Source organism: Streptomyces tyrfis (genome assembly GCF_037034285.1).
Lineage (GTDB): Bacteria > Actinomycetota > Actinomycetes > Streptomycetales > Streptomycetaceae > Streptomyces.
Genome location: NZ_JBAGJZ010000015.1, coordinates 1 through 24,419 on the forward strand (window position 1 = coordinate 1; position 24,419 = coordinate 24,419).

A 24,419-nucleotide genomic window follows, 5' to 3' on the forward strand; every position below is an offset into this window, starting at 1 on the left:
CGACCCCGCTCCTTCTCCCGCACGCATTTATCAGACACCCCCTGGCTTCCCGGCCGACCCGTTGCCGCAGGTCCCTGGGGCGAGCGTCGCTGCCGGTCCAGGTGTGGCGCGTTTTCGCCGGTCCTGGTGTCGGGGCGTCGAGAGGGGGTCGCTAGGGTGACCGGCCATGACCAGACTTGATCAGGCTCCGGCCTCGTTTGTCGTACACATTCCGGACGCCGAACTCGAACCCGAGCCGCTCGACCCCGCGCAGATCGTCTCGGGCGACCCCGTCGTGACGGGCAAGGTGCTGTGGGAGTCGCCCGACGGCAAGCAGCTGCGTGGCATCTGGCAGATCACGCCCGGCGTGGTCACCGACACGGAGGCCAATGAACTCTTCGTGGTCGTCAGCGGCCGGGCCACCGTGACGGTCGAGGGCGGGGAGACGCTGGAGATCGGTCCGGGCGACGCCTGCGTGCTGCGTGAGGGCGACCGTACGACGTGGACCGTGCACGAGACGCTGCGCAAGGCGTACCACATCAGCCTCTGAGATCAGCCCCTGAGAACGGGGCGTCCGGCCCTCCGGAGCATCGGGCTCTCCGGGGCGTCGGGCCCTCCGGGGCATCGGGCCCTCCGGGGCGTCGGGCCTTCCGGGGCGTCGGGCCTTCCGGGGCGTCGGGCCTTCCGGAGCGTCGGCTCGCCGGGGCCGTCGGGAGCCCCGCGAGGTCACCGAGGCATCGATCGGCGTCTCCAGGGCCCGCATGTCTCCCCGGGGCCCAGGGCCCGGCTCTCCTCGCCGAGGCCCGAATGCCCGGGGCCGGCAACAGGGCCAGGGCCGGGGGCCGGGGCCAGAACCGGGGCCAGGAACAGGACCGGGGCCGGGGCCGGGGCCCGGGCCTTCCGCGCGGAGGCGATCAGCGGTCCGACGCGGGCGCGGCGGACCGGGCGAGGGACCGGCGCAGCGCCAGCGCCGCCAGCGGGAGCAGCAGGCAGGCCCCCGCCGCGTTCAGCCAGCCGTAACCGGCCCGGGCGACGATCAGCCCGGCGACGGCGCCGCCGACACCCGCCGCCGTGTTCATGGTCAGGTCCGAGAGGCCCTGCACGGCGGCGCGAGCGGCCTGCGGCACGGAATCGGTGAGCAGCGCCGAGCCGGCGACCAGCCCGGCCGACCAGCCCAGGCCCAGCAGGAAGAGGCCCGCCGCCGTCTGGCCGTGGCCGGCGCCCGAGGTGCCGGCCAGCAGGGCGGCGCAGGAGAGCAGCCCGATCGCCAGACCGATCACGGTCAGCCGGCCGAACCGGTCGGACAGCCAGCCCATCACCGGCGAGAGCGCGTACATCCCCGCGATGTGACCGCTGATCACCAGGCCGATCAGTTGGAGTCCGGCGCCGTGCTGCCCCAGATGGACCGGCGTCATCACCATGATCGACACCATCGCGGTGTGCGAGACCGCCACCGTCACCAGCGCCAGCCGCGCCCGCGCCGACGCCCGGACCGCCGCGAACCCCGCGCGCAGCGAACGGCCCGCGGCGGCCGCGCCGTCCTGCGGCGCCAGGGCCCGCGCGGTCAGCAGCGGGTCCGGGCGCAGCAGCAGGCCGACCACCAGAGCGGCGAGCAGGAAGATCACGGCCGCGAAGAAGAACGGGCCCGCCTGCTCGGATATCGCCGTGCCGCGGAAGACCCGTCCCACCGGCGCCGCGATGTTCGGTCCGAGAACCGAGCCGATCGTCGTGGCCCAGACGACGGTGGAGATCGCCCGCCCCCGGCGGTCCGGCTCGACCAGATCCGCGGCGGCGAACCGGGCCTGGAGATTGGCCGAGGAACCCGCGCCGAACGCCGCCATACCGAGCAGCAGCAGCGGAAAGCTCCCCACGACGGTGGCCAGCACCACGAGCCCCGCGCCCAGCGCGCCGATCAGATAGGCCAGCACGAGGCCGGGGCGTCGGCCGCGCGCGGTCATCAGCGCCGCCAGCGGCAGCGAGAGCAGCGCGGTCCCCGCCACCGACGCCGTCGGCGCCAGCCCCGACAGCGCCTCCGAGCCGCTCACCTCTGTGGCCAGGACCGGAGCCAGGGCGATGCCGATGGGCACGCCGAGGCCGCCGAGTATCTGGCTGGCTATGAGCACGGCGGACGTCCTGCGCCGCAGCGCGGGAAGACCGGCCGCCGTGATCCGCTCGGCCGGCCGTCGACCGGTCCCGGTGGTGGTGTCAGGAGCGTCGAGGGGTTTGGTCACTGACGCAGTGTGCCAGCTCGTACGCAGGTGCGAAATGCCGGTGTGAGGGGGTGGCGCGAAAGCCGACGGCGTGGGACGCGGCGGGGGAGTGCGCACGGCCGGCGACGTCCCGGCCCGGTCCGGTGCGACGGAGGCCGGGGGGGCGGGGAGCACCGGCGTCAGAACAGCGGCTCCGGCAGCACGCCCTCCAGGGCCAGCAGCTTCCGCTTGGTGTCGAGCCCGCCGCCGAACCCGCCCAGCCCGCCGTCCCTCTCCACCACCCGGTGGCACGGCACCACCACCGGCAGCGGATTGGACCCCATGGCCGCCCCCACCGCCTGCGCCGCCCCCGGCTGCCCCACGCGCGCGGCGAGGTCCCCGTAGCCGACGACCGTCCCGTACGGCACGCCCGTCGCCAGCTCGCGCAGTACCTGACGGTTGAAACCGGAGGTCAGCGACCAGTCGAGGGCCAGCGAGAACTCCCGGGAGGAGCCCGCGAAATACTCCGCGAGCCGGCGTGTCGGCTCGGCGAGCCGCGCGGAACCGGGATTCTCCACCGGCTCCGCGCCGAGTCGCGTCCGCAACTCCCCGAGCGCCCTCTCCCGCACCGCGGGCCCGGCGTGGAACACCACGTTCACCAGTCCCGTGCCGGTCGCGGCGAGCAGCAGCGGGCCGATGTCGCTCCCGACGACGGCCCACTCGACGACCCCGTTGCTGTTCATGGTCACCACCGTACGGCCGACCACCGACAGCGGCCCCGGGGCGGTGACGAACGGCGGGAGCGGACAAAGGACGGCCCCGGGGAACGCCGCTGCCGGGACCGGGTCACAGGCCGGTCTCCATGTCGATAAAATGCAGCTCTTCTGTTTGTTTGCCGGGCCTCGCGGCTTAGGGTCACCCCCGGACCCGGGCTTCCGCGAAGGGCGTACGAGCATGCAGGGCACGATCGACGGTTTCAGCCACGGAGCGGTGACGCCCGTCGTGGCCTTCCTGATGGCCTGCCTGGGCGCGGCCCTCGGACTGCGCTGCACGGTCCGCTCGATGCGCACCGAGCGCTCCTTCAAGGCCGGCTGGCTGGCCCTCGGCGCGACCTCCATCGGTTCCGGCATATGGACGATGCACTTCGTCGCGATGATGGGCTTCACCATCGAAGGGGTGACCATCGGCTACGACAAACCGACCACCTTCGCCGGACTCGCCGTCGCCATCGGCATGGTCGCCGTCGGCATCTTCGTCATCGGATACCGGGGCGCGACGCGCATGGCGCTGGTCACCGGCGGCACCATCACCGGCCTCGGCATGGCCACCATGCACTACCTGGGCATGGCCGGAATACGGCTGGAGGGGCAGTTCGACTACGACACGCTCCTCGTGGCCCTCTCCGTCGTCATCGCCGTGGTGGCCGCGACGACGGCGCTCTGGGCGGCCGTCTCCCTCCGCGGCTTCCTGGCCAGCCTCGGCGCCAGCGTCCTGATGGGCGTCGCCGTGAGCGGCATGCACTACACCGGCATGGCCGCGCTCAGCGTCCGCCTCCGCCCCGCGGCCCTCGCCGGCGAGGCCGCGGCGGACGCGTCGTCCACCGTTCCCCTCCTGTCGCTGCTGGTCGGCCCCGGCTGCTTCCTGGTGCTCGCCGCGGTGGTCGTGCTGTTCGACCCCCTGACGGTGATGGACGCGCCCGGCCGGACCGGCCCCACCGCCGTGAACGGAAGCGGCCGGCTCCCCGGCATACCGGCCTCGCGCCAGACCTCGGGCATCGGGACGCGCCCCGACCTCGCGCCGTTCCGCACCGGCGGGCACGCCTCCGCACCGCCCGGGGAGAGGTGACCCGGTCCCGTCGCGAGGACCGGCCCCCCGGCCCGAGGACGCCGGTGCGAGGGCCGGGCGCGGGGCCCGACCGGCCCCGGTTGTCAGTGGCGGGTCGTACGGTGGATTCATGCGGCCCGTTTCGAAGATCGAACGTTCGGTGGCGCCTTTCGAGGTCGTCAGCCCCTACCAGCCCAGCGGCGACCAGCCCGCGGCCATCGCGGAGCTGGAGCGACGCATTCGCGCGGGCGAGAAGGACGTCGTCCTGCTCGGCGCGACCGGCACCGGCAAGTCGGCGACCACCGCGTGGATGATCGAGAAACTCCAGCGCCCCACCCTCGTGATGGCGCCCAACAAGACGCTCGCGGCCCAGCTGGCGAACGAGTTCCGCGAGCTCCTGCCCAACAACGCCGTCGAGTACTTCGTCTCGTACTACGACTACTACCAGCCCGAGGCGTACGTCCCCCAGTCGGACACCTACATCGAGAAGGACTCCTCGATCAACGAGGAGGTCGAACGGCTGCGCCACTCCGCGACGAACTCGCTGCTCACCCGGCGTGACGTCGTGGTCGTCGCCTCCGTCTCCTGCATCTACGGCCTGGGCACGCCCCAGGAGTACGTGGACCGGATGGTCCCGCTCAAGGTCGGGGACGAGATCGACCGCGACGAGCTGCTGCGCCGCTTCGTCGAGATCCAGTACAACCGCAACGACCTCGCGTTCACCCGCGGCACGTTCCGGGTCCGCGGCGACACCATCGAGATCTTCCCGGTCTACGAGGAGCTCGCGGTCCGCATCGAGATGTTCGGCGACGAGATCGAGGCCCTCTCCACCCTCCACCCGCTCACCGGCGAGGTGATCAGCGAGGACCAGTCCCTCTACGTCTTCCCCGCCAGCCACTACGTCGCCGGTCCCGAGCGCATGGAGAAGGCGGTCGACGGCATCGAGCGGGAGCTGGAGGAGCGCCTCGCCGAGCTGGAGAAGCAGGGCAAGATGCTGGAGGCCCAGCGGCTGCGGATGCGCACCACCTACGACATCGAGATGCTCCGGCAGATCGGCACCTGCTCGGGCGTCGAGAACTACTCGATGCACTTCGACGGCCGCTCGCCCGGAACCGCCCCCAACACCCTCCTCGACTACTTCCCCGAGGACTTCCTCCTCGTCCTCGACGAGTCGCACGTCACCGTGCCGCAGATCGGCGCCATGTACGAGGGCGACGCCTCCCGGAAGCGCACCCTCGTCGATCACGGCTTCCGGCTGCCCTCCGCGCTCGACAACCGCCCGCTGAAGTGGGAGGAGTTCCTGGGCCGGATCGACCAGACCGTCTACCTCTCCGCCACCCCCGGACAGTACGAGCTGTCCCGCGGCGACGGCTTCGTGGAGCAGATCATCCGCCCCACCGGCCTCGTCGACCCCGAGGTCGTCGTCAAGCCCACGGAGGGACAGATCGACGACCTGGTGCACGAGATCCGCAAGCGCACCGAGAAGGACGAACGCGTCCTGGTCACCACTCTCACCAAGAAGATGGCCGAGGACCTCACCGACTACTTCCTGGAGCTCGGCGTCCAGGTCCGCTACCTGCACAGCGACGTCGACACCCTGCGCCGCATCGAGCTGCTGCGCGAGCTGCGCTCCGGCGAGTTCGACGTCCTGGTCGGCATCAACCTCCTGCGCGAGGGCCTCGACCTCCCCGAGGTGTCGCTGGTCGCCATCCTCGACGCGGACAAGCAGGGCTTCCTGCGCTCCGGCACGTCCCTCATCCAGACCATCGGACGCGCCGCGCGCAACGTGTCCGGACAGGTCCACATGTACGCGGACACGATCACGCCCGCGATGGCGCAGGCCATCGACGAGACCAACCGCCGCCGCGAGAAGCAGATCGCCTACAACACCGAGCGCGGCATCGACCCCCAGCCGCTGCGCAAGAAGATCAACGACATCGTCGCGACGATCGCCCGCGAGGAGGTCGACACCGAGCGGCTGCTCGGCACCGGCTACCGGCAGGAGAAGGGCGCCAAGGCGCCCGTCCCGGCGCTGGGAGGCAAGGCGGCCGGGTCCGGGAAGAAGGGCGGCCGCGCCGCGGTCACCGACCGGCCCGCCGCCGAACTCGCCGGAATCATCGAGGAGATGACGGAACGCATGCGTGCCGCCGCCGCGGACCTCCAGTTCGAGGTGGCCGCCCGGTTGCGCGACGAGGTCGGCGAGCTGAAGAAGGAGCTGCGCCAGATGAGGGAGGCGGGCCTCGCCTGACCTTTCGGGGAGCCCGGTGTGTTGCAGGACCGACACAAAAACACTCCGGGCGGCCCTCACACCCCTCGCGACTGCGTAGGGTGCTGGGAAAACACCGCGCACGGATGGTTGCGGGGAAAGCGGAGAGGGGACAACGCGTGACGGTCAATATGACCAAGGGCCAGGCCATCAGCCTGCAGAAGAGCGATGGGGGGACCCTGACCGCGGTACGGATGGGGCTCGGCTGGCAGGCGGCGCCGCGCCGCGGTCTGTTCGGGTCGCGCACGCGGGAGATCGACCTCGACGCGTCGGCGGTGCTGTTCGCCGACAAGCAGCCGGTGGACGTGGTCTTCTTCCGTCACCTCGTCAGTGACGACGGCTCGGTTCAGCACACCGGCGACAACCTGGTCGGCGGCGCCGGCTCGGGCGGCGACGACGAGGCGATCCTCGTCGACCTCCAGCGGGTGCCGGTCCACATCGACCAGATCGTCTTCACGGTGAACTCCTTCACCGGCCAGACGTTCCAGGAGGTGCAGAACGCCTTCTGTCGTCTCGTCGACGAGACCAACGGCCAGGAGCTCGCCCGCTACACGCTGGACGGCGGCGGGCAGTACACCGCTCAGATCATGGCGAAGGTGCACCGTTCGGGGAACGGGTGGCAGATGACCGCCCTCGGCAACCCGGCCAACGGCCGTACCTTCCAGGACCTGATGCCGGCGATCCTGCCGCATCTGTAACGACCCGGGGCGAGGGGGCGCTCTGCTCCCCGCCGCCCCAAGTCGTGAGCACGGCCGGACCAGTCGGCCGGCGGAGGTACGCGGCTCCCGGCGGCAACGGCCGCCGGGAGCCGCACCGCATGGTGCCGCCCGGCGCCGATCACGGCGGCGACGGCGTCCCATCGCACCTCGCGTCTCGTGCCTCGCACCTCGCGCCTCATGGACGCCGTCGAGGCCCGGCGCCGGTCACGACGGCACCGCACGGCACGCACGCACCGCACAACGGCACGACACCGCATCGCACAGCAGCAACTCGTCGAGGGGACAGGGCAATGACGGCCGAGCTGGTCCGGGGGCAGAACCACACCTTGCCCCAGACCCGACTGGAGATCCGCGTGTCGGCCGGCACCCCCGTCGTGGCCGGTGCCACGCTCGGTGACGAGAACGGCACCGTGCTCGGCGCCGAATGGGTCGCCCACCCGGGCGCGACCAGACTGCCCGGGCTCGAGGTCTCGGGCCAGGCCGCCGCCGACCACCGGCTCGCCGCCGACCTCGACGCCGTCCCCGCCCGGGTGCACCGGATCACCGTGCTCCTGGCCCTGCCCACGGGCATCGGCGGCCCGGTCCGCTTCGGGGCGGTCGCCGCACCCCACGTCGCCGTCACCGGACTCGACGGGACCGCGATCGCCGGCTTCACCCTCACCGGACTGGACGCCGAATCGGCCGTCGCGGCCCTGGAGCTCTACCGCCGCCAGGGAGCCTGGAAGGTCCGCGCCGTCGGCCAGGGCTACGCGGGCGGCCTCGCCGCCATGTTCACCGACCAGGGCCTGGCCGGGGCCGCCGAACTGGCCGCGTCGATCCAGGACGCGGTCACCCGGGCGACGGCCCGCTCCGTCGCACCGCCCCCGCCCCGCACCCCGGACGGCGACCGGGTCGGCCGCGGCCCGCGCCCCGTCCCGGCCCCGGACGACGCCGTGCCCCCGGCCTCCGCCCGGCCCAACGACCCCCTCGCCCGGCCCACCGCCCCGCAGACCCCGGGCGGCGCCATCGACTACACGCACCCGCGCCGTCAGACCTCCGCGCCCCCGCCGCCGCCTCCCACCGCGCCGCCCGCCGAGCCCGGCCGGCCGGCCCGGCCCGTCGCCGGGGACGCCACCGGCTGGTCCATGGAGGAGCGCCTCTACAACCAGATCTGGGGCATGTTCGAAGACCTGGCCCGCACCACCGCCGCGTACCGCAGTGCCGTCGAGTTCGCCGAGTCCCGCATGGAGCAGGAGCTCGACCGGACCCTCTCCGATCCGCGCAACCGGATCGGCGGCGCCGGGGACCGGGCCCGCGAGCAGGCCCGCGCCAAGCACGACGAACTCACCTCCCGGGCACGCGAGGCCCTCGACCGCGACCTCGCCCAGCTCACCGCCGAGTCCGCCGTCGTGGAACCCGCGCTCCCCGCCGCGTACGCGGGGTGGGACAACCCCGTCTGGCACGGCTACCGCGTCCCGATGGAGAACCCCATGGCGCTGCGGATCGGAGACCTCCATCTGCCCGAGGCCACCGGTCTGCGCATCCCGCTGCTGGTCAGACTCCCGCTGGAGCGCGGCATCTGGATCGACAGCGGCCGTACGGCGTCCGGAGCGGCGGCCCTGGGCGACGCCGGGCAGCTGCACCGGCTGGCCATGGAGAGCGCGGTCGCGCACGCGGCCCGGCTGCTGGCCGTGTACCCGGCCGACGAGTTCTCCGTGCACGTGATCGACCCCGCGGGCTCGGCGTCCGGAGCGCTCGCCCCCCTGGTCCGCTCCGGGGCGCTCGCCCAGCCGCCCGCCGCGGGCGCCGAAGGGGTCGCCTCCGTCCTCGCCCGGCTCACCCGGCGCGTCGACCTGGTGCAGATGGCGATCCGGGCGGGCGCCGCCGACTCCCTGCCGCCGGACGTGGACACCGGCCAGCACCTCCTGATCGTCAACGACTTCCCGCACGGCTTCGACGACCGGGCCGTCACCCAGCTGCGCTACCTGGCCGACGAGGGCCCCTCGGTCGGCGTCCACCTGCTGATGGTCGCCGACCGCGAGGACGCCGCCGCCTACGGGCCGGTGCTCGACCCGCTGTGGCGCTCGCTGCTCCGGATCACCCCGGTCCCCGACGACCACCTGGCCGACCCCTGGGTGGGACACGCCTGGACGTACGAGCCGCTCAGGGTGCCGCCCGGCAGCCGGGTCCTCGACGACGTGCTCGCCAAGGTGGCCACGGCCCGTCGCACCTGGCGTCGGTGAACGGGGCGCGCAGGCCTCCACCGCCGCACGGCGCGCCCTCTCCACAGCCCTCCGCGCACGGCGACGGCGGGCCTTCTCCAGGCCGTTCACGCCGTGACCGCGGGCCTTTCCAGGCTCTTCGCACCGTGACCGACAGCGCACGTCCCCCAGGCCGCATGGCGCGTCCGTTCTCCCCGGCGCCGTGCGGCCTGCCTCCTTCCACCGCCTCCGAACCGGTGCCTTGGTGATTCTTTACCCAGCGCTTTACCTTCTCTTGGTATTTCCTGTACTGTTTCTTGGGCGGAGGGGAGTACTCCCACCTCGCGGCGTTCCCGTCAGTACGGACCATGACCGGTCCCGGGGCGTCGGCCCGTGCGCGCGGTGCGCGTGCGCGGGTGGAGGAGACCTCCGGCAGCGACGACGCATCACCAGCCGTAGCGAACTGCCGGAGGCGCAGTGGACGTTTCATGGACCCTTTGGGCGCTGACCATTCTCGGTCTGTCGGCCCTCATCGCCGTCGACTTCTTCATCGGGCGCAGGCCCCATGACGTGTCGACCAAGGAAGCCGGGATCTGGACGGCCGTCTGGATCGCGCTGGCCGTGCTCTTCGGGCTCGGACTGCTGGTCTTCGGCGACAGCCGGGCCTCGGGCGAGTTCTTCGCGGGCTTCATCACGGAGAAGTCGCTCAGCGTCGACAACCTCTTCGTCTTCATCCTGATCATGGCGAAGTTCGCGGTGCCCTCCCACCTCCAGCAGCGGGTGCTGCTCGTCGGCGTGCTGATCGCGCTGGTGCTGCGGGCGGTCTTCATCGCGGCGGGCGCCGCCGTCATCGCCAACTTCTCGTGGGTCTTCTACCTCTTCGGCGCGTTCCTGATCTACACCGCCTGGAAGCTCGTCCAGGAGGCGCGGTCCGGCGGCGAGGAGGAGGAGTTCGAGGAGAACCGCCTGCTCAAGTCCATCGAGCGCCGCTTCGGCGTCGCGGACCGCTACCACGGCACCAGGCTCTTCATCCGCGCGCACGGCAAGCGTGTCCTGACGCCCCTGATGGTGGTCATGCTCGCCATCGGCACCACCGATGTGCTGTTCGCCCTGGACTCCATCCCCGCGATCTTCGGTCTGACCCAGGACCCGTACATCGTGTTCACCGCCAACGCCTTCGCCCTGATGGGGCTGCGGCAGCTGTACTTCCTGATCGGCGGCCTGCTGAAGAAGCTGGTCCACCTCAGCTACGGGCTCTCGGTCATCCTCGGCTTCATCGGTGTGAAGCTGGTGCTGCACGCGCTGCACGAGTCCGGGGCGCACGTCCCCGAGATCTCCATACCGGTCTCGCTCGGCGTGATCTGCGGAGTCCTGGTGATCACCACGATCACCAGCCTGATCGCCGACCGGAAGCGGAAGCGGGCCGAGGCGGCCGCGGAGACGGACCGGGGCGCGGACGTGGGCGCGGGCCTCGACGCGTGACCGACGGCGGACCGCCCGCCTCCCTGGCCGGACGCGGCGGAACCGTCGCGTCCGGGCCGTCGTTCACCAGCCGCGGGCGCGCCACTCCGGCAGCTGCGGGCGCTCGGCGCCGAGCGTGGTGTCGTGACCGTGGCCCGGGTAGACCCAGGTCTCGTCGGGCAGCCGGTCGAAGAGCTTGGTCTCCACGTCGTGCAGCAGGCTCGCGAACGCCTCCGGGTCCTTGCGGGTGTTGCCGACCCCGCCGGGGAACGCGCCATCGCCTGGCTCGTCCACCACGGCGATAGCAAACTCCGCTACCGCAGCACCATCGCCAACGACACCTCGCTCCACACCCGAGCCGCCGCCCTTAACCTCCGCCGACTGATCAATCTCGGACTCAGCCACACCGGCAGCACCTGGACGATCACCCCGGCCACCGCATAGACCGACGGGCCACCCGATCTGCGGCCGGACAGCCCCTCAACAAGATCTTCATGCGTCTTCTAGTCGTCGTTACGTCCAGAGCATCGGCGTGTGACCCGTGCATGGGGTCCTCTCGCCGTCGCAGGCGCGAAGCTGCAGCGTTTCAGGGGGCGACGCATCCCAGGCACTCCTGGAGCGGCTCAGAGCATGACGACGTTGCGCGCACCCTCCCCGCCCCGCATCCGCTCGAAGGCGGCGTTGACCTCGTCGAGCTTGATCCGCTCGGTGATCAGCCGGTCCACCGGCAGCTGTCCGGACAGGTACAGGGCCGCGTACCGGGGGAAGTCGCGGGCCGGAACGCAGCCGCCGTAGTTGGAGGCGATCAAGGTCTGGCCGCCGTAGCACAGGTTCAGGACGTCGAAGCCGACCTGGACACCCTCCGGCGGCATGCCGACGAAGACGCCGGTTCCGGCCGTGCCAAGGTAGGAGGGAACCTGCGCGATGGTACGGGGATTGCCGATGGCCTCGAAGCAGTAGTCGGCACCGCCGCCGGTCAGTTCGGTGACGCGTTGGACGCTGTCGTCACCGGCCAGGACGGTGTGCGTCGCGCCGAGCTTACGGGCCAGGTCGAGCTTCTCCTCGGAGACGTCGACGGCGATGATCTTTTCCGCGCCGGCCAGACGCAGCCCCATCACGACCGAGAGTCCGACTCCGCCGCAGCCGATCACCACGGCCGAGTCGCCCGGGGCGACCCGGGCGTTGTTCAGGACGGCGCCCACGCCGGTGCTGACCGAGCAGCCGATGAGAGCACCGACCTCGAAAGGCAGTTCCTCGGGCACCTTGATCGCGGCCGAGGCCGGCACGACTGCGTATTCGCTGAGTGATCCGACCGCGATGTAGGCGAACAGCTCAGTGCCGTCCTGGTGCAGCCGGGTGGTGCCGTCGGGCATCAGGCAGTCGTTGGAGCGCAGGTGACGACACGCCCACGGCCGGCCGGACAGGCAGTCGGAGCAGAGCTCACAGCCTTGGTTCCAGACCAGGACGACGTGATCGCCGGGGGCCAGATGGGTGACACCCGGGCCGACCGCTTCGACGACTCCGGCACCCTCGTGACCCATCACCGTGGGGGACGGGACATGCCATTCGCCGTCCAGGACGTGGCGGTCCGAGCCACAGATGCCGGATGCGTGCACCCGGACACGGACCTCTCCGGCACGCGGGTCGCCGACCTCGATGGTCTCGACAGTGACAGTGGTGCCTTCGCGGTACACCGCGGCGCTGGCCTGCAGCGACATGGGTCCTCCAGCAGGTTTGGGGGTGGCGGAGCGGCGAGTCTAGCCACCCGATGCGATTCCGGCGATCGGATGATGTGCGGTCGGCGACTGTGAGTCGCTGTTTCGTTCAGAAAGTCGTCGCCACTCACCCGAAAGTGCTCTACTTCGGGATCTCGCTACCGATCTGTTCGCCGCTCGTTCTGAAAGTCATCCTTGCGCGACGGGCCATTCGTAGCGTTCCTTGCGGACGTCGAGGTGGATCCAGGACTCGATCGAGCGGATCCCGGTGGCGCTCCGGAGTTCGTCGAGACGCGTCTGCAGCAGACGCGCCGAGTCGCCGCGGATGGTGCCGACCACGTCGAACCTGCCGAGCGTGGCCACCGCGAAATGGGTGCCGGGCAGGCCGGCGAGCCGGTCGACCACCTCCTCCGGGTCGGCATCGCTGAGTCGCAGTCCGACGCCGGCCACCCGGCCGGAACTGTCCGCAGTCCCGGCGATCGCCTCGATACGGATGGCCCCACAATCGAGGAGGGCCCGGACACGGGAGCGGACGGCCCCCGCGGACCGCCCCACCTCCTCCGCGAGTTCGCGGTACGAGCGACGGCCGCTGCGGCGCAGCAGTTCGATGAGGGCCAGGTCGAGCTCGTCGACGGCGGGAGGCGGCCCTACCAGGCTCCTGTGGCGGTAACCGCGTGAGACGCCGAGATACAGGAGCGCCTCCACGGCGCGCACTCCCGGCTTCGCCCGGATGCGGCGAACCGTCTCGGCGAGGTGCTGTGGCGATGGCACCCGGACCTCGACGACGGCGTCGAAGCGGCCGGCGACCGCTGAAGCCAGTACCACCTCGGGGGCCGGGCTCAGCGTGTCGAGAAACGGAACTACCGCCACGTCGAGGGCGAGGGAGAGGTGGGCGATGGTGCGCACCCCGAGGATCGCCGGGTCGACTGAGGTGACGATCTGCAGGTCCCCGGTGGCGAGCAGTGTGCGTACCCGGTCGGCAACGCGCGCCCTCGGTACCCCGATGAGTTCTGCCAGGTAGGTGTACCCGGCCCTGCCGTCTTCGCGGAGCAGGCCGAAGAGGCGGGTGTCCAGCTCGGCGTCCGACAGCATCGGCGCGTCCTTCCGTCGGGGGCCCAGCAGATTTTTCGCTTCAGTCATTGTACGGAAAGTTCCTCAAAGTCCGCTCGTATCGCCGATACGTTCCGCTTTTGCGGATGAGGCGTACAAGAACATGGAATCCGGCATTGAGGGCGAACATATCGCTATTGTCGCGTGCTGTGGTCGGGGCTACCTTGAGGCGAATCTCCCGGACCAGAAAAGTTTGATGCCATGCTGCGAGAGCCAACCGAGCGGACGACTGCGTCCGTCTCTCCCGAGCCTGCCACCCCCGTCACGCTGGCCGTTGAGTCGCACGGCATCGACACCATCCCCGACGACGAGCGCTGGTCGAAGCCGAAGGACATCTTCTGGGTTGTCTTCGGAGGCGCGAACAGCATCTCGACCGCCCTGCTCGGCGCCTTTCCCATCATGTTCGGCCTGAGCTTCACGGACGGGCTTCTGGCCGTGTGTATCGGGGTGGTGCTCGGCTCCCTCGTACTCGCGCCGATGGCGCTGTTCGGCCGCCAGACCGGTACGAACAACGCTGTCACGTCGTCGGCGCACTTCGGTGTCCACGGCCGGATCATCGGATCGTTCCTGGCGCTGCTGACCGCCTTCACCTTCCTGGCGCTCAGCGTGTGGACCGCGGGCGACGCCCTGGCCGGCACCATCTCCCGGCTGACCGGTGAGAAGCCGCCGACCTGGCTGACCGTGGTCGCGTATGCGGTCCTGACGCTGGTGATTGTCGCGATCTGCATCTTCGGCTACCGCCTGCTGGTGGTGCTGAACCGGATCGTCCCCCCGATCGTCGGGGTGCTGTTCGTCCTGGGTGTCCTGGCCTACGCTCCCCAGTTCGACGGCGGCGTCGCGGGCTCCTTCGGAGCGAGCGCGGATCGCTGGTCGGACCCCGTGTTCCTGAGCGCCTTCATCGGTTCTGCGCTGATCGCGATGTCCTGTCCGGTCTCCTTCGGCGCGTTCCTCGGCGACTACTCCCGCTACGTCTCGCAGGACGTGCCCTCGCGCAGGCTGATGGGCGCCGCGTTCGGCGCGGGTGTGGCTCCCCTCGTGACCTTCGGGTTCGGCCTGTTCACGGCGAGTGTGATCGCCACGCACCAGCCGGACATGATCGCTTCGGGTGACTACGTGGGCGGTCTGATCTCCCTGGCCCCGACCTGGTTCTTCCTGCCGTTGGGGATGATCGCCATCGCAGGTGGTTTGTCCACCGGCACCAGCCTGCTGTACGGCACCGGTCTGGACTTCTCCAGCATCGTTCCCCGGCTCAGCCGGGTCGCGTCGACCCTGGTGATCGCCGCCCTGGCCGCCGTGCTGATCTTTGTCGGCAAGTTCGGCTTCGCCATCGTCGGTACCGTCTCCACGCTGTCCACCCTGGTCGTCATCTGCACCGTGCCCTGGATGGGCTTCATGATCGTCGGCTATGTCGCGCGGGGCGGCTGGTACGCCGTCGACGACCTGCATGTCTTCAACCGCCGCCAGCGGGGCGGTCGCTACTGGTACTGGCACGGCTGGAACCTGCCGACGACGGTCTCCTACCTGATCTCCGCGGTGCTGTCGCTGATGTTCGTCAGCCTCCCCGGTCAGTTCGTCGGACCGTTCGCCTCCCTCGTCGGCGGCACCGACATCAGCATCGCGGTGGCACTCGGCTCGTCCTTCCTGCTCGCGGCGATCGTCGCGCGGTTCTTCCCGGAACCGTCCTACGTCGTCAACGGCAGCCAGCCGGGTTGGGTTCCGATCCGCCAGGGCAGCCCGATCCCCATCACCGAACCACTCGACTGACATCCTCCCTTCCCCCACACACATGCACACCCAGGACTGAACCCATGCGCAAGCTGAGCACGTTCCACCCCGACGTCCGCTCGTACGAGCCCGTCATTGTCACCGCCGACCGCATCCACACGATGGAGCCGGTACATCCCGTCGTCGAGGCGCTCGCGGTCGCCGGGCCCGACATCATCGCGGCCGGCACCGTCGAGGAGTGCCGGGCCGCCCTCGCCGAGCTCGGATTCGGCGGTGCACCGCGCACACAGGAGCTGTCCGGAGTCGTCGTCCCCGGCTTCGTCGACGCGCACGCCCATCCGCTGATGCACGGCCAGCTGATGACCTGGGTCGACTGCGGCCCCGACAAGGCCGCCGACATACCCGAGATGGTGAAGCTGCTCCGTGAGGCGGCGGCCCGTACACCGGCCGGCCTGCCGGTGCGCGGCTTCGGCTACGAGCACCGCAATCTGCGCGAGCGGCGGCACCCGACCCGTTTCGAGCTGGACCAGGTCGCCACCGACCGTGAGGTGTACGTCATGAACGCCTCCGGTCACGGCGGGGTGGTGAACAGCTTCACCTTCGCCGCCAACGGCGTGACCCGGGACACCCCGAACCCCGAAGGCGGGGAGTTCTTCCGGGACGCGGACGGCGAGCTGACCGGCGAGCTCTCGGACGCCGCGTGCAACGTGCTCACCGGGGTGGGCGGGGTGAAGATCGGCCATCACGGACCGAACTTCCACCTCGCTGACGCGCCCGCCGAGCACATCCGGCAGCTGATGGCCGCACAGGACGACTTCCTGCGCGGAGGCGTCACCGCGATCGGCGACGCCCAGGTGTCGAGCCGTGAGTTCGACACGTATCTGAGGGCGGCCGAGGCCGGGTCGCTCAAGCTGCGGGTCAACATGTACCTGCTCTCCCACCTCCTCGGGAGCAGCCTGGACCTCGGCCTGCACGGGGCGTTCGGCAACGACCGCCTCGCCACGACCGGCATCAAGCTGTACGCGGACGGCACCCTGGGCGGCTGGACCGCGTACTTCCCCGAGGGCTACGTCGACGACCCGTGCCGCAAGGGGCAGCTCTACCACTCGCCGGAGGAGTACCGCGAACTGCTGCGTACGGCGCACGCAGCCGGCCTGCAGACGGCGACCCACGCGCAGTCCCCGACCGCGATCGGCATGGTGCTCGACGCGGTCGAGGCCGCGCTGGCCGAACGCCCCGACTCCGACGCCCGCCACCGGATCGAGCACTGCGGCCTCCCCGACAACGAGCAGATCGCCCGGATGGCCGAACTCGGCGTCCTTCCTGTCAACCAGCCGCAGCACCACTACAACTGGGGTGAGGGCGTCACGGCGGCGATCGGCACACCTGGCGAACGGTTCAACCCGCTCGGGGAGTTCGTCGCGGCCGGGGTCCCGGTCACCATCAGCTCCGACGCCCCCGTGGCCGAGCCGCGCCCGCTGGAGGCGATCCAGGCTGCCGTCACCCGCGTCACCCGTCGCGGGGTACGGCTCGGACCGGACAAGCTCCTGATCGATGTCCACACCGCACTGCACGCCCACACCGTCAACGCGGCGAGGGCGATTGGCCGCGAGGACGACCTCGGCTCCCTGCGAGCCGGCAAGCGTGCGGACTTCACGCTGCTCGCGGCCGACCCGTACGCAACGCCGCCGGAGGAGATCGCCGCGATCGAGGTTCGTGAAACCTGGATCGGCGGGCAGCGCGAGTACCGGGCCGGTTGAGTCCAGCACGTAATCCCCTGGGAGCAAGGCGTGTGCGGGCTGTTGGCCGCTCCATGGCAGTTCTGCCTGGCCTCGACATCGATGTGCTCGACCCCGCACACGCTTCCGGCACCGGTACCCCCGCGGCCGACGGCCTCCCGCGGATCCTCACCCTCATCGGAGTCCCGAGCCCCAACGGTTAGCTGGTGGCGCCCCTTGCGCACCCTCAGCGGCCGTCGGCGCGACGGGCTCGTTCAACCTCTTCGACCTCTTTGCCCAGGGCAAGCGCATCCTCGGATGCAACTACGGCTCCAGCGCCGGCGCGATCGACATCCCGAAGCCGGCCCGCCTCCATCCGGTCGGACGGCCGCCGCTGGACGAAGTGATCGGCAAGGTCCGCCCGCTCGATGAGGCGTCCGCCGCCTTCGAGGACCTCAAGTCCGCCGTCGGGGCCCGCACCATCCTCGAACCGTAGGACTCCGCGACGCCAACCTCGCGGCACACTGGACGCGAGGCCGGCACGGCCCACTGCCCTTACTTCCCCCGCACTTCCTGGAGACTTGATGTACGCCGTCACCGACCCCGCCACCGGCACGATCGCCCAGACCTACCCGACCGCCACCGACGCCGAGGTGACCGCGGCCGTCGACGCCGCCCACGCGGCCACCGCCTGGGGACGGAGCACCTCTGTGGCCGAGCGCGCCGCGCTCCTGCGCCGCCTGGGGGATCTGCACGCCGAGCACCGTGCCGAACTGGCGGCGAGCATCGTGCGTGAGATGGGCAAGCCGCTCGACGAAGCGGAGGGCGAGATCGACTTCTGCATCGACATCTACCACTACTACGCCGACCACGCCGAGGAGTTCCTCGCCGACGAGGAGCTTCCCGTCACCTCCGGCCCCGGCCGCGCCGTCATCCGGCGCAGCCCGGTGGGTGTTCTGCTCGGCATCATGCCGTGGAACTTCCCCGCCTACCAGGTCGCCCGGTTCGCCGCCCCGAACCTCGCCCTGGGCAACACCATCGTCCTCAAGCACGCCCCGCAGTGCCCGGCCACCGCCGCGTTGCTGGAGCGGCTGGTGGCCGAGGCAGGCTTCCCCGTCGGCGCGTACGTCAACGTGTACGCCACCAATGAGCAGATCGCCGAGGTGATCGCCGACCCGCGGGTCCACGGCGTGTCCCTGACCGGCTCGGAACGGGCCGGTGCCGCCGTCGCCGAGATCGCCGGGCGGCACCTGAAGAAGGTCGTCCTTGAACTCGGCGGCTCCGACCCGTTCATCGTGCTGTCCACCGACGACCTCGACTCCGTCGTGGACGCCGCCGTCTCCGCCCGCCTCGACAACACCGGCCAGGCCTGCAACGCCGCCAAGCGGTTCGTCGTCACCTCCGGTCTCTACGACACGTTCGTGGAGAAGTTCACCGCCCAGCTCCTTGCCCGCCAGTCGGGGGCTCCCCTGTCCTCGGCCGCCGCAGCCGACACCCTCGAGCGCCAGGTGGCCGCCGCCGTCGCGGAAGGCGCGACGCTGCACACCGAGGGCGAACGCAGCGGCGCCCACTTCCCGGCTGGCGTCCTCACCGGGCTCACCACTGAGCACGCCGCGGCGCGCCAAGAGCTCTTCGGCCCGGTCGCCATGGTCTTCCGGGCGGCCGACGAACAGGACGCGCTGCGGATCGCCAACGACACCCCGTACGGCCTCGGCTCGTACGTCTTCACCACGGACCCCGCACAGGCCGCCCGCGTCGCCGACGGCATCGAGGCCGGCATGGTGTTCATCAACGGCGTCGGCGCCGAGGGCGCCGAGCTGCCCTTCGGCGGCATCAAGCGCTCCGGCTTCGGCCGCGAGCTGGGCCGTCCGGGCATCGAGGAGTTCGTCAACAAGAAGCTCATCCGCACCATCGCGTAGGTTCCGACCCGGAGCTCGGCCACTCGCCAGCCAGAAGAGAAGGGGGCCCGCCGACCACCAGGTCGTGCGGGCCCCTCCTGCTGCACCACACATGTGTCAAGTCCGGGGAAACCCGGGAACCCGCACTTCCACGTGCGGATCCAGCCGACGCGGACGTCGCCGTGCCAGTGCTGATCACTCAGACCGAATGGCAGGGGAGCGGCCGGATCATGGCGCCGTGTGCGCGGTGCGGGAACACCGAAGCGGGGCCGGCCCCCTTCAGGGCGGCCCCGTTTGTGCGAGTTCCGGTTTACCAGCCTCGGGCTCTCCACTCCGTTAGGTGCGGGCGTTCCGCACCGAGCGTGGTGTCATGGCCGTGGCCCGGGTAGACCCACGTCTCGTCCGGCAGCGGATCGAAGATCTTGGCCTCGACGTCGTCCATCAAGCTCGTGAAGTCTTCCGGGTTTGTTGTCCGTCCAGGACCGCCCGGGAAGAGGCAGTCCCCGGTGAAGAGATGGGGCGCGCCGTGCGGGTCGTCGTAGACCAGCGCGATGGACCCCGGGGTGTGGCCGACGAGATGACGGGCGGTCAGCTCGATCCGGCCCACCCGGATCGTGTCCCCGTCGTCCACCAGGACGTCGGTGGGGACGGGGATGCCCTCGGCGTCGTGGCGTCCGGCGAAGGTGCGGGCGCCGGTGGCCGCGACCACCTCGCCCAGCGCCTGCCAGTGGTCGGGGTGCCGGTGGGTGGTGACGACGGAGGCGATGCCGTCGTCGCCGATCAGCCGCAGCAGCGTCCCCGCCTCGTCGGCCGCGTCGATCAGCAGCTGCTCGCCGGTGGCCCGGCAGCGCAGCAGATAGGCGTTGTTGTTTCCCGGGCCGACGGCGACCTTGGAGATCATCAGATCCGTCAACTCGTGTACGTCCGCACGACCGCCGACCTTGACCGCTCCGCTGTACGTCATGCGTCTCAGCCTATAGCGGGGGCAGCGCCGGGAGGAGCCCTCCCTCGACGGCCAGCGCCGACCCGTCGCGGCGTCCGCAGAGCCAGCCGAGCAGCTCGGGCGCGGCCCCGCGGACCACGACGGGGGAGCCCTCGGCGCCGCCGCCCGTGGTCCAGGTCCGGCCGTCGTCGGCGGCCACCTTCGTGGACACGACGTCGGGATGTCCGGCGAACCTTTCGGCGAGGAACTCGATCTCCCGGGCGGTGAACTCGTCCGGGAGGTCCTCCAGCTCGTAGCCGAGGTCCAGGTCGACGTGGTGCAGCTCCACCTCGACGCGGCGGCGGAAGGGGACCCGGGAGGCCGAGTCCGTCACGCCGTTGCGCAGCGTGACCGTGCGGGACCAGTCGGCCGGGGCCGAGGCCGCCTCCGCGAAACGGGCCGCGCTGCCGGCGAGGTCGGCCAGCTGCTCGGCCCCGGACCGGGGCGCGTCCCGCTCGATGTCGCGGTCCCTCGTTTCGCTGTCTGCGTACATGGGACGGCCCTGGAGAACATTTACGAGCGCGTCGGCGTTACGAGAGAGATGCGCGAGGACGTGACCGCGGCTCCAGCCCGGCAGGCGCGAGGGCCGGACCAGCTCGGCGTCGTCCAGATTCCCGGTGGCGCTGAGCAGTCGATCGGTCGCCTCACGTACGGCGTGCAGGTCGTGCGCATGATCAATCATGAGGCCGAGCGTAGTCCGGCCACTCATTCGGGTGAAGGAGTTCACGGTCGTCCATAAATCGAATGTGCGTGCTATACGCTCGGAGTCCAAAGCTTCGTACACCGCTGTGGCGCCCCCCATACCCTGGGACAGGGGCTCAGTTCCCCCACTTCTCTCTAGAAAGGTGCGGACCGGCGTGGCCGACCGTCTCATCGTCCGTGGCGCTCGCGAGCACAACCTCAAGAACGTCTCGCTCGACCTTCCCCGCGACTCCCTCATCGTCTTCACCGGGCTCTCCGGGTCGGGCAAGTCGTCGCTCGCGTTCGACACGATCTTCGCCGAGGGCCAGCGACGCTATGTGGAGTCCCTCTCCTCGTACGCCCGGCAGTTCCTCGGCCAGATGGACAAGCCGGACGTCGACTTCATCGAGGGCCTCTCGCCCGCCGTCTCCATCGACCAGAAGTCGACCTCGCGCAACCCGCGCTCGACGGTCGGCACCATCACCGAGGTCTACGACTACCTCCGGCTCCTGTTCGCCCGGATCGGCAAGCCGCACTGCCCGGAGTGCGCCCGTCCCATCTCGCGCCAGTCGCCGCAGGCCATCGTGGACAAGGTGCTGGGGCTGCCCGAGGGCAGCCGCTTCCAGGTGCTCTCGCCGCTGGTGCGCGAGCGCAAGGGCGAGTTCGTCGACCTCTTCGCCGATCTGCAGACCAAGGGGTACAGCAGGGCCCGGGTCGACGGCGAGACCATTCACCTCTCCGAGCCGCCCAAGCTGAAGAAGCAGGAGAAGCACACCATCGAGGTGGTCGTCGACCGCCTCACGGTGAAGAGCGGCGCCAAGCGCCGGCTGACCGACTCGGTCGAGACCGCCCTCGGGCTCTCCGGCGGCATGGTCGTGCTCGACTTCGTCGACCTCCCCGAGGACGACCCCGAGCGCGAGCGGATGTACTCCGAGCACCTCTACTGCCCGTACGACGACCTCTCCTTCGAGGAGCTGGAGCCGCGCTCCTTCTCCTTCAACTCGCCCTTCGGCGCCTGTCCCGAGTGCACGGGCATCGGCACCCGCATGGAGGTCGACCCGGAGCTGGTCGTCCCCGACGAGGAGAGGTCGCTCGACGAGGGCGCGATCCACCCCTGGTCGCACGGCCACACCAAGGAGTACTTCGGCCGCCTGATCGGCGCCCTCGCCAAGGCCCTCGGCTTCCGCACGGACATCCCGTGGGCGGGACTGCCGCAGCGCGCCAAGAAGGCCCTGCTCTACGGCCACAAGATCCAGACCGAGGTCCGCTACCGCAACCGCTACGGACGCGAGCGCGCGTACACCACGCCCGCCTTCGAGGGGGCGGTGCAGTTCGTCAAGCGGCGGCACGCCGACGCCGAGAGCGACTCCAGCCGGGAGCGCTTCGAGGGGTACATGCGCGAGGTGCCCTGCCCGACCTGCGAGGGCACCCGGCTCAAGCCGATCGTCCTCGCGGTGACGGTGATGGAGAAGTCCATCGCCGAGGTCTCCGCGATGTCGATCAGCGAGTGCGCGGACTTCCTCGGCCGGCTGACGCTCGACGCCCGCGACAAGAAGATCGCCGAGCGGGTCCTGAAGGAGGTCAACGAGCGGCTGCGGTTCCTGGTCGACGTCGGCCTGGACTACCTCTCGCTGAACCGTGCGGCGGGCACCCTGTCCGGCGGCGAGGCCCAGCGCATCCGGCTCGCCACCCAGATCGGCTCCGGCCTGGTCGGCGTGCTCTACGTGCTGGACGAGCCGTCCATCGGCCTGCACCAGCGGGACAACCACCGGCTGATCGAGACCCTGGTCCGGCTCCGCGACATGGGCAACACGCTCATCGTCGTCGAGCACGACGAGGACACCATCAAGATCGCGGACTGGGTCGTCGACATCGGCCCCGGCGCCGGCGAGCACGGCGGCAAGGTGGTCCACTCCGGATCGCTGAAGGAGCTGCTGGGCAACGACGAGTCGATCACCGGCCAGTACCTGAACGGCACCAAGGCGATCGCCACCCCCGACGTGCGGCGCCCCGTCGACCCGGCCCGCGCCCTCACGGTGCACGGCGCCCGGGAGAACAACCTCCAGGACATCGATGTCTCCTTCCCGCTCGGCGTGCTCACGGCCGTCACGGGGGTCTCGGGCTCGGGGAAGTCGACGCTGGTCAACGACATCCTCTACACCCACCTGGCGCGCGAGCTGAACGGCGCCAAGTCGGTCCCCGGCCGGCACACCCGGGTCGACGGCGACGACCAGGTGGACAAGGTGGTGCACGTCGACCAGTCGCCCATCGGCCGCACCCCCCGGTCCAACCCGGCCACGTACACCGGCGTCTTCGACCACGTCCGCAAGCTGTTCGCGGAGACGATGGAGGCGAAGGTGCGCGGCTATCTGCCGGGCCGCTTCTCCTTCAACGTCAAGGGCGGCCGCTGCGAGAACTGCTCCGGCGACGGCACGATCAAGATCGAGATGAACTTCCTGCCGGACGTGTACGTCCCGTGCGAGGTCTGCCACGGAGCGCGGTACAACCGGGAGACGCTGGAGGTCCACTACAAGGGCAAGTCCATCGCCGAGGTGCTGGACATGCCGATCGAGGAGGGCCTGGAGTTCTTCGAGGCCGTCCCGACCATCGCCCGGCACCTGCGCACGCTCAACGAGGTCGGCCTGGGGTACGTCCGGCTCGGCCAGTCCGCGCCGACGCTCTCCGGCGGCGAGGCCCAGCGGGTGAAGCTGGCGAGCGAGCTCCAGAAGCGCTCCACCGGCCGCACGGTCTACGTCCTGGACGAGCCGACCACGGGCCTGCACTTCGAGGACATCAGCAAGCTCATCAAGGTGCTGTCCGGACTGGTCGACAAGGGCAACTCGGTGATCGTGATCGAGCACAACCTCGATGTGATCAAGACCGCGGACTGGGTCATCGACATGGGACCCGAGGGCGGCAACGGCGGCGGTCTGGTGGTCGCCGAGGGGACGCCGGAGCAGGTCGCCGGGGTCCCGGCCAGCCACACCGGCAAGTTCCTCCAGGACGTCCTGGACCCGGACCGGGTGAGCGAGGCGTCGGTGCCCGCGGCCCGCAAGCCGGTGCGGAAGGTCGCGGCCAAGAAGGCGGTCGCCGCGAAGGCGGCCCCGGCCAGGAAGACCGCCACGGCCAGGACGGGCACCGGCCAGGCCGCCAAGTCGGCCGCCGCCGGCACGGGCAGAACCGCCGCGGCGAAGAAGCCCGCGGCGAAGAAGACGACCCGCGCGCGCAAGAGCTGAACGCGGCGCACGGACGACGACGGCGGCCCCGGACGACGGACGGGGCCGCCGTCGCCGTCGCGGGGCCCGGCCGCCGTCCGTGGCGCGGTCGTCCGCCGCCGACCGGGGGGAACCGGTCTCCGGCGGCCCGCCCGTCGGCCGTTCGGTCTCCGCCGGTATCGTCGGTTCCGTCACCGATGGCTCCGATGCCCGCGTACTCGCTGGTGCGCCCGCTGTCCCAGCCCTGCGGCGACCCCGTGACCCTGCCTCTCGGACCAGTGGAGACCCGTATGCCCGGCCAGCCCGCCGCCCGCCGTACCGTGCTGAAGGGCGCCGCCCTCGTCGGCGTCGCCGGGCTGGGGGCGGCCGCCTGCTCGACCGACTCGAAGCTCGGCCACGCCGGCACGCCGACGCCCACCGCCCCCGTCCAGCTCGGCGCGCCGGAGGAGATCCCGGTCGGCGGCTCCAAGCTCTACCGCGAGCAGCGGGTCGTCGTCAGCTGCCCGGCCAAGGGCCAGTACAAGGCGTTCAGCGCCCAGTGCACCCACGCGGGCTGTGTGCTGGACAAGGTCGAGGACAACGTGGGGAACTGCCCCTGCCACGGCAGCCACTTCGACGTGACGACCGGCGAGGCGACGCGCGGCCCGGCGACCGCCCCGCTGCCCGCGGTGCCCGTCAGGGTCGAGGGCGGCAGGCTCGTCGCCGGCCCCGAGGCGTAGCCCGCCGCGGGCCGGGCCCGGACGCCTCAAGCCCCCGG

General features: G+C 70.9%; 18 protein-coding genes and 1 pseudogene. 12 read left to right on the forward strand and 7 right to left on the reverse strand.

Annotated elements, in window-relative coordinates; all coding sequences use genetic code 11:
* Positions 1-166: 166 nt before the first annotated feature.
* Positions 167-529 carry a cupin domain-containing protein gene (locus WA762_RS13865; RefSeq protein ID WP_335935928.1) on the forward strand — a complete coding sequence of 121 codons (363 nt, stop codon included), beginning with the start codon at positions 167-169 and terminating at the stop codon, positions 527-529.
* 364 nt (positions 530-893) lie between these two features.
* Here WA762_RS13865 and WA762_RS13870 read toward each other — a convergent pair whose 3' ends face one another.
* Positions 894-2,210, reverse strand: coding sequence for an MFS transporter (locus tag WA762_RS13870; RefSeq protein ID WP_443080583.1), 1,317 nt, complete (start codon positions 2,208-2,210; stop codon positions 894-896).
* 158 nt (positions 2,211-2,368) lie between these two features.
* On the reverse strand, positions 2,369-2,911 hold the full coding sequence (locus WA762_RS13875; protein ID WP_335935930.1) for a methylated-DNA--[protein]-cysteine S-methyltransferase: 543 nt from the start codon (positions 2,909-2,911) through the stop codon (positions 2,369-2,371).
* Between the two features lie 211 nt (positions 2,912-3,122).
* Between WA762_RS13875 and WA762_RS13880 the strand changes: the two genes are divergently transcribed.
* The 5 genes from WA762_RS13880 to WA762_RS13900 all read left to right on the forward strand — a co-directional run bounded on the left by WA762_RS13880 (position 3,123) and on the right by WA762_RS13900 (position 10,639).
* Positions 3,123-4,013, forward strand: a complete 891-nt coding sequence (locus tag WA762_RS13880) for an MHYT domain-containing protein (protein WP_335935931.1) — start codon at positions 3,123-3,125, stop codon at positions 4,011-4,013.
* Positions 4,014-4,122: 109 nt separating this feature from the next.
* Positions 4,123-6,240, forward strand: a complete 2,118-nt coding sequence (gene uvrB / locus WA762_RS13885; protein WP_335935933.1) for an excinuclease ABC subunit UvrB — start codon at positions 4,123-4,125, stop codon at positions 6,238-6,240.
* A gap of 137 nt (positions 6,241-6,377) precedes the next feature.
* Positions 6,378-6,956 carry a TerD family protein gene (locus WA762_RS13890; protein ID WP_335935934.1) on the forward strand — a complete coding sequence of 193 codons (579 nt, stop codon included), beginning with the start codon at positions 6,378-6,380 and terminating at the stop codon, positions 6,954-6,956.
* Between the two features lie 311 nt (positions 6,957-7,267).
* Positions 7,268-9,199, forward strand: coding sequence for a TerD family protein (locus tag WA762_RS13895; RefSeq protein ID WP_335935935.1), 1,932 nt, complete (start codon positions 7,268-7,270; stop codon positions 9,197-9,199).
* 435 nt (positions 9,200-9,634) lie between these two features.
* The gene (locus WA762_RS13900) at positions 9,635-10,639 is read left to right on the forward strand and encodes a TerC family protein (protein ID WP_335935937.1); all 1,005 of its coding nucleotides are present in this window, start codon (positions 9,635-9,637) and stop codon (positions 10,637-10,639) included.
* A gap of 63 nt (positions 10,640-10,702) precedes the next feature.
* Here WA762_RS13900 and WA762_RS13905 read toward each other — a convergent pair.
* From WA762_RS13905 to WA762_RS13920, 3 genes and pseudogenes are all read right to left on the reverse strand, one after another.
* A pseudogene (locus WA762_RS13905) lies at positions 10,703-10,900 on the reverse strand (MBL fold metallo-hydrolase); the annotation flags it as partial.
* Between the two features lie 341 nt (positions 10,901-11,241).
* On the reverse strand, positions 11,242-12,336 hold the full coding sequence (locus WA762_RS13915; protein ID WP_335935939.1) for a Zn-dependent alcohol dehydrogenase: 1,095 nt from the start codon (positions 12,334-12,336) through the stop codon (positions 11,242-11,244).
* A 186-nt stretch (positions 12,337-12,522) separates the two neighbouring features.
* Positions 12,523-13,473: an Lrp/AsnC family transcriptional regulator gene (locus WA762_RS13920; protein WP_335935941.1), complete on the reverse strand. Its 951-nt coding sequence runs from the start codon at positions 13,471-13,473 to the stop codon at positions 12,523-12,525.
* Positions 13,474-13,644: 171 nt separating this feature from the next.
* Here WA762_RS13920 and WA762_RS13925 point away from each other — a divergent pair, with 171 nt between their 5' ends.
* From WA762_RS13925 to WA762_RS13935, 4 genes are all read left to right on the forward strand, one after another.
* On the forward strand, positions 13,645-15,207 hold the full coding sequence (locus WA762_RS13925; protein WP_335935943.1) for a purine-cytosine permease family protein: 1,563 nt from the start codon (positions 13,645-13,647) through the stop codon (positions 15,205-15,207).
* Between the two features lie 44 nt (positions 15,208-15,251).
* Positions 15,252-16,928 (forward strand): amidohydrolase, encoded by a 1,677-nt coding sequence (locus WA762_RS13930; RefSeq protein ID WP_335935944.1) that lies wholly within the window; start codon positions 15,252-15,254, stop codon positions 16,926-16,928.
* A gap of 53 nt (positions 16,929-16,981) precedes the next feature.
* Complete coding sequence (locus WA762_RS35690) at positions 16,982-17,110, forward strand: arginase family protein (RefSeq protein ID WP_443080584.1); 129 nt, start codon at positions 16,982-16,984, stop codon at positions 17,108-17,110.
* A gap of 360 nt (positions 17,111-17,470) precedes the next feature.
* Positions 17,471-18,805, forward strand: a complete 1,335-nt coding sequence (locus WA762_RS13935) for an NAD-dependent succinate-semialdehyde dehydrogenase (RefSeq protein WP_335935946.1) — start codon at positions 17,471-17,473, stop codon at positions 18,803-18,805.
* Between the two features lie 289 nt (positions 18,806-19,094).
* Here the strand turns inward: WA762_RS13935 and WA762_RS13940 are convergent, their stop codons facing one another.
* Together WA762_RS13940 and WA762_RS13945 are read right to left on the reverse strand one after the other, a co-directional pair.
* A complete protein-coding gene (locus tag WA762_RS13940) occupies positions 19,095-19,748 on the reverse strand; it encodes an MBL fold metallo-hydrolase (RefSeq protein WP_335935948.1) in 654 nt (217 codons plus the stop codon).
* Positions 19,749-19,758: 10 nt separating this feature from the next.
* On the reverse strand, positions 19,759-20,448 hold the full coding sequence (locus WA762_RS13945; protein WP_335935950.1) for a maleylpyruvate isomerase family mycothiol-dependent enzyme: 690 nt from the start codon (positions 20,446-20,448) through the stop codon (positions 19,759-19,761).
* Between the two features lie 175 nt (positions 20,449-20,623).
* Between WA762_RS13945 and uvrA the strand changes: the two genes are divergently transcribed.
* Positions 20,624-23,683 (forward strand): excinuclease ABC subunit UvrA, encoded by a 3,060-nt coding sequence (gene uvrA, locus WA762_RS13950; protein WP_335935951.1) that lies wholly within the window; start codon positions 20,624-20,626, stop codon positions 23,681-23,683.
* Positions 23,684-23,952: 269 nt separating this feature from the next.
* Entirely contained in the window at positions 23,953-24,381 is a 429-nt protein-coding gene (locus WA762_RS13955) for a Rieske (2Fe-2S) protein (RefSeq protein WP_335936075.1), read from the forward strand.
* The last annotated feature ends 38 nt before the right edge of the window (positions 24,382-24,419 follow it).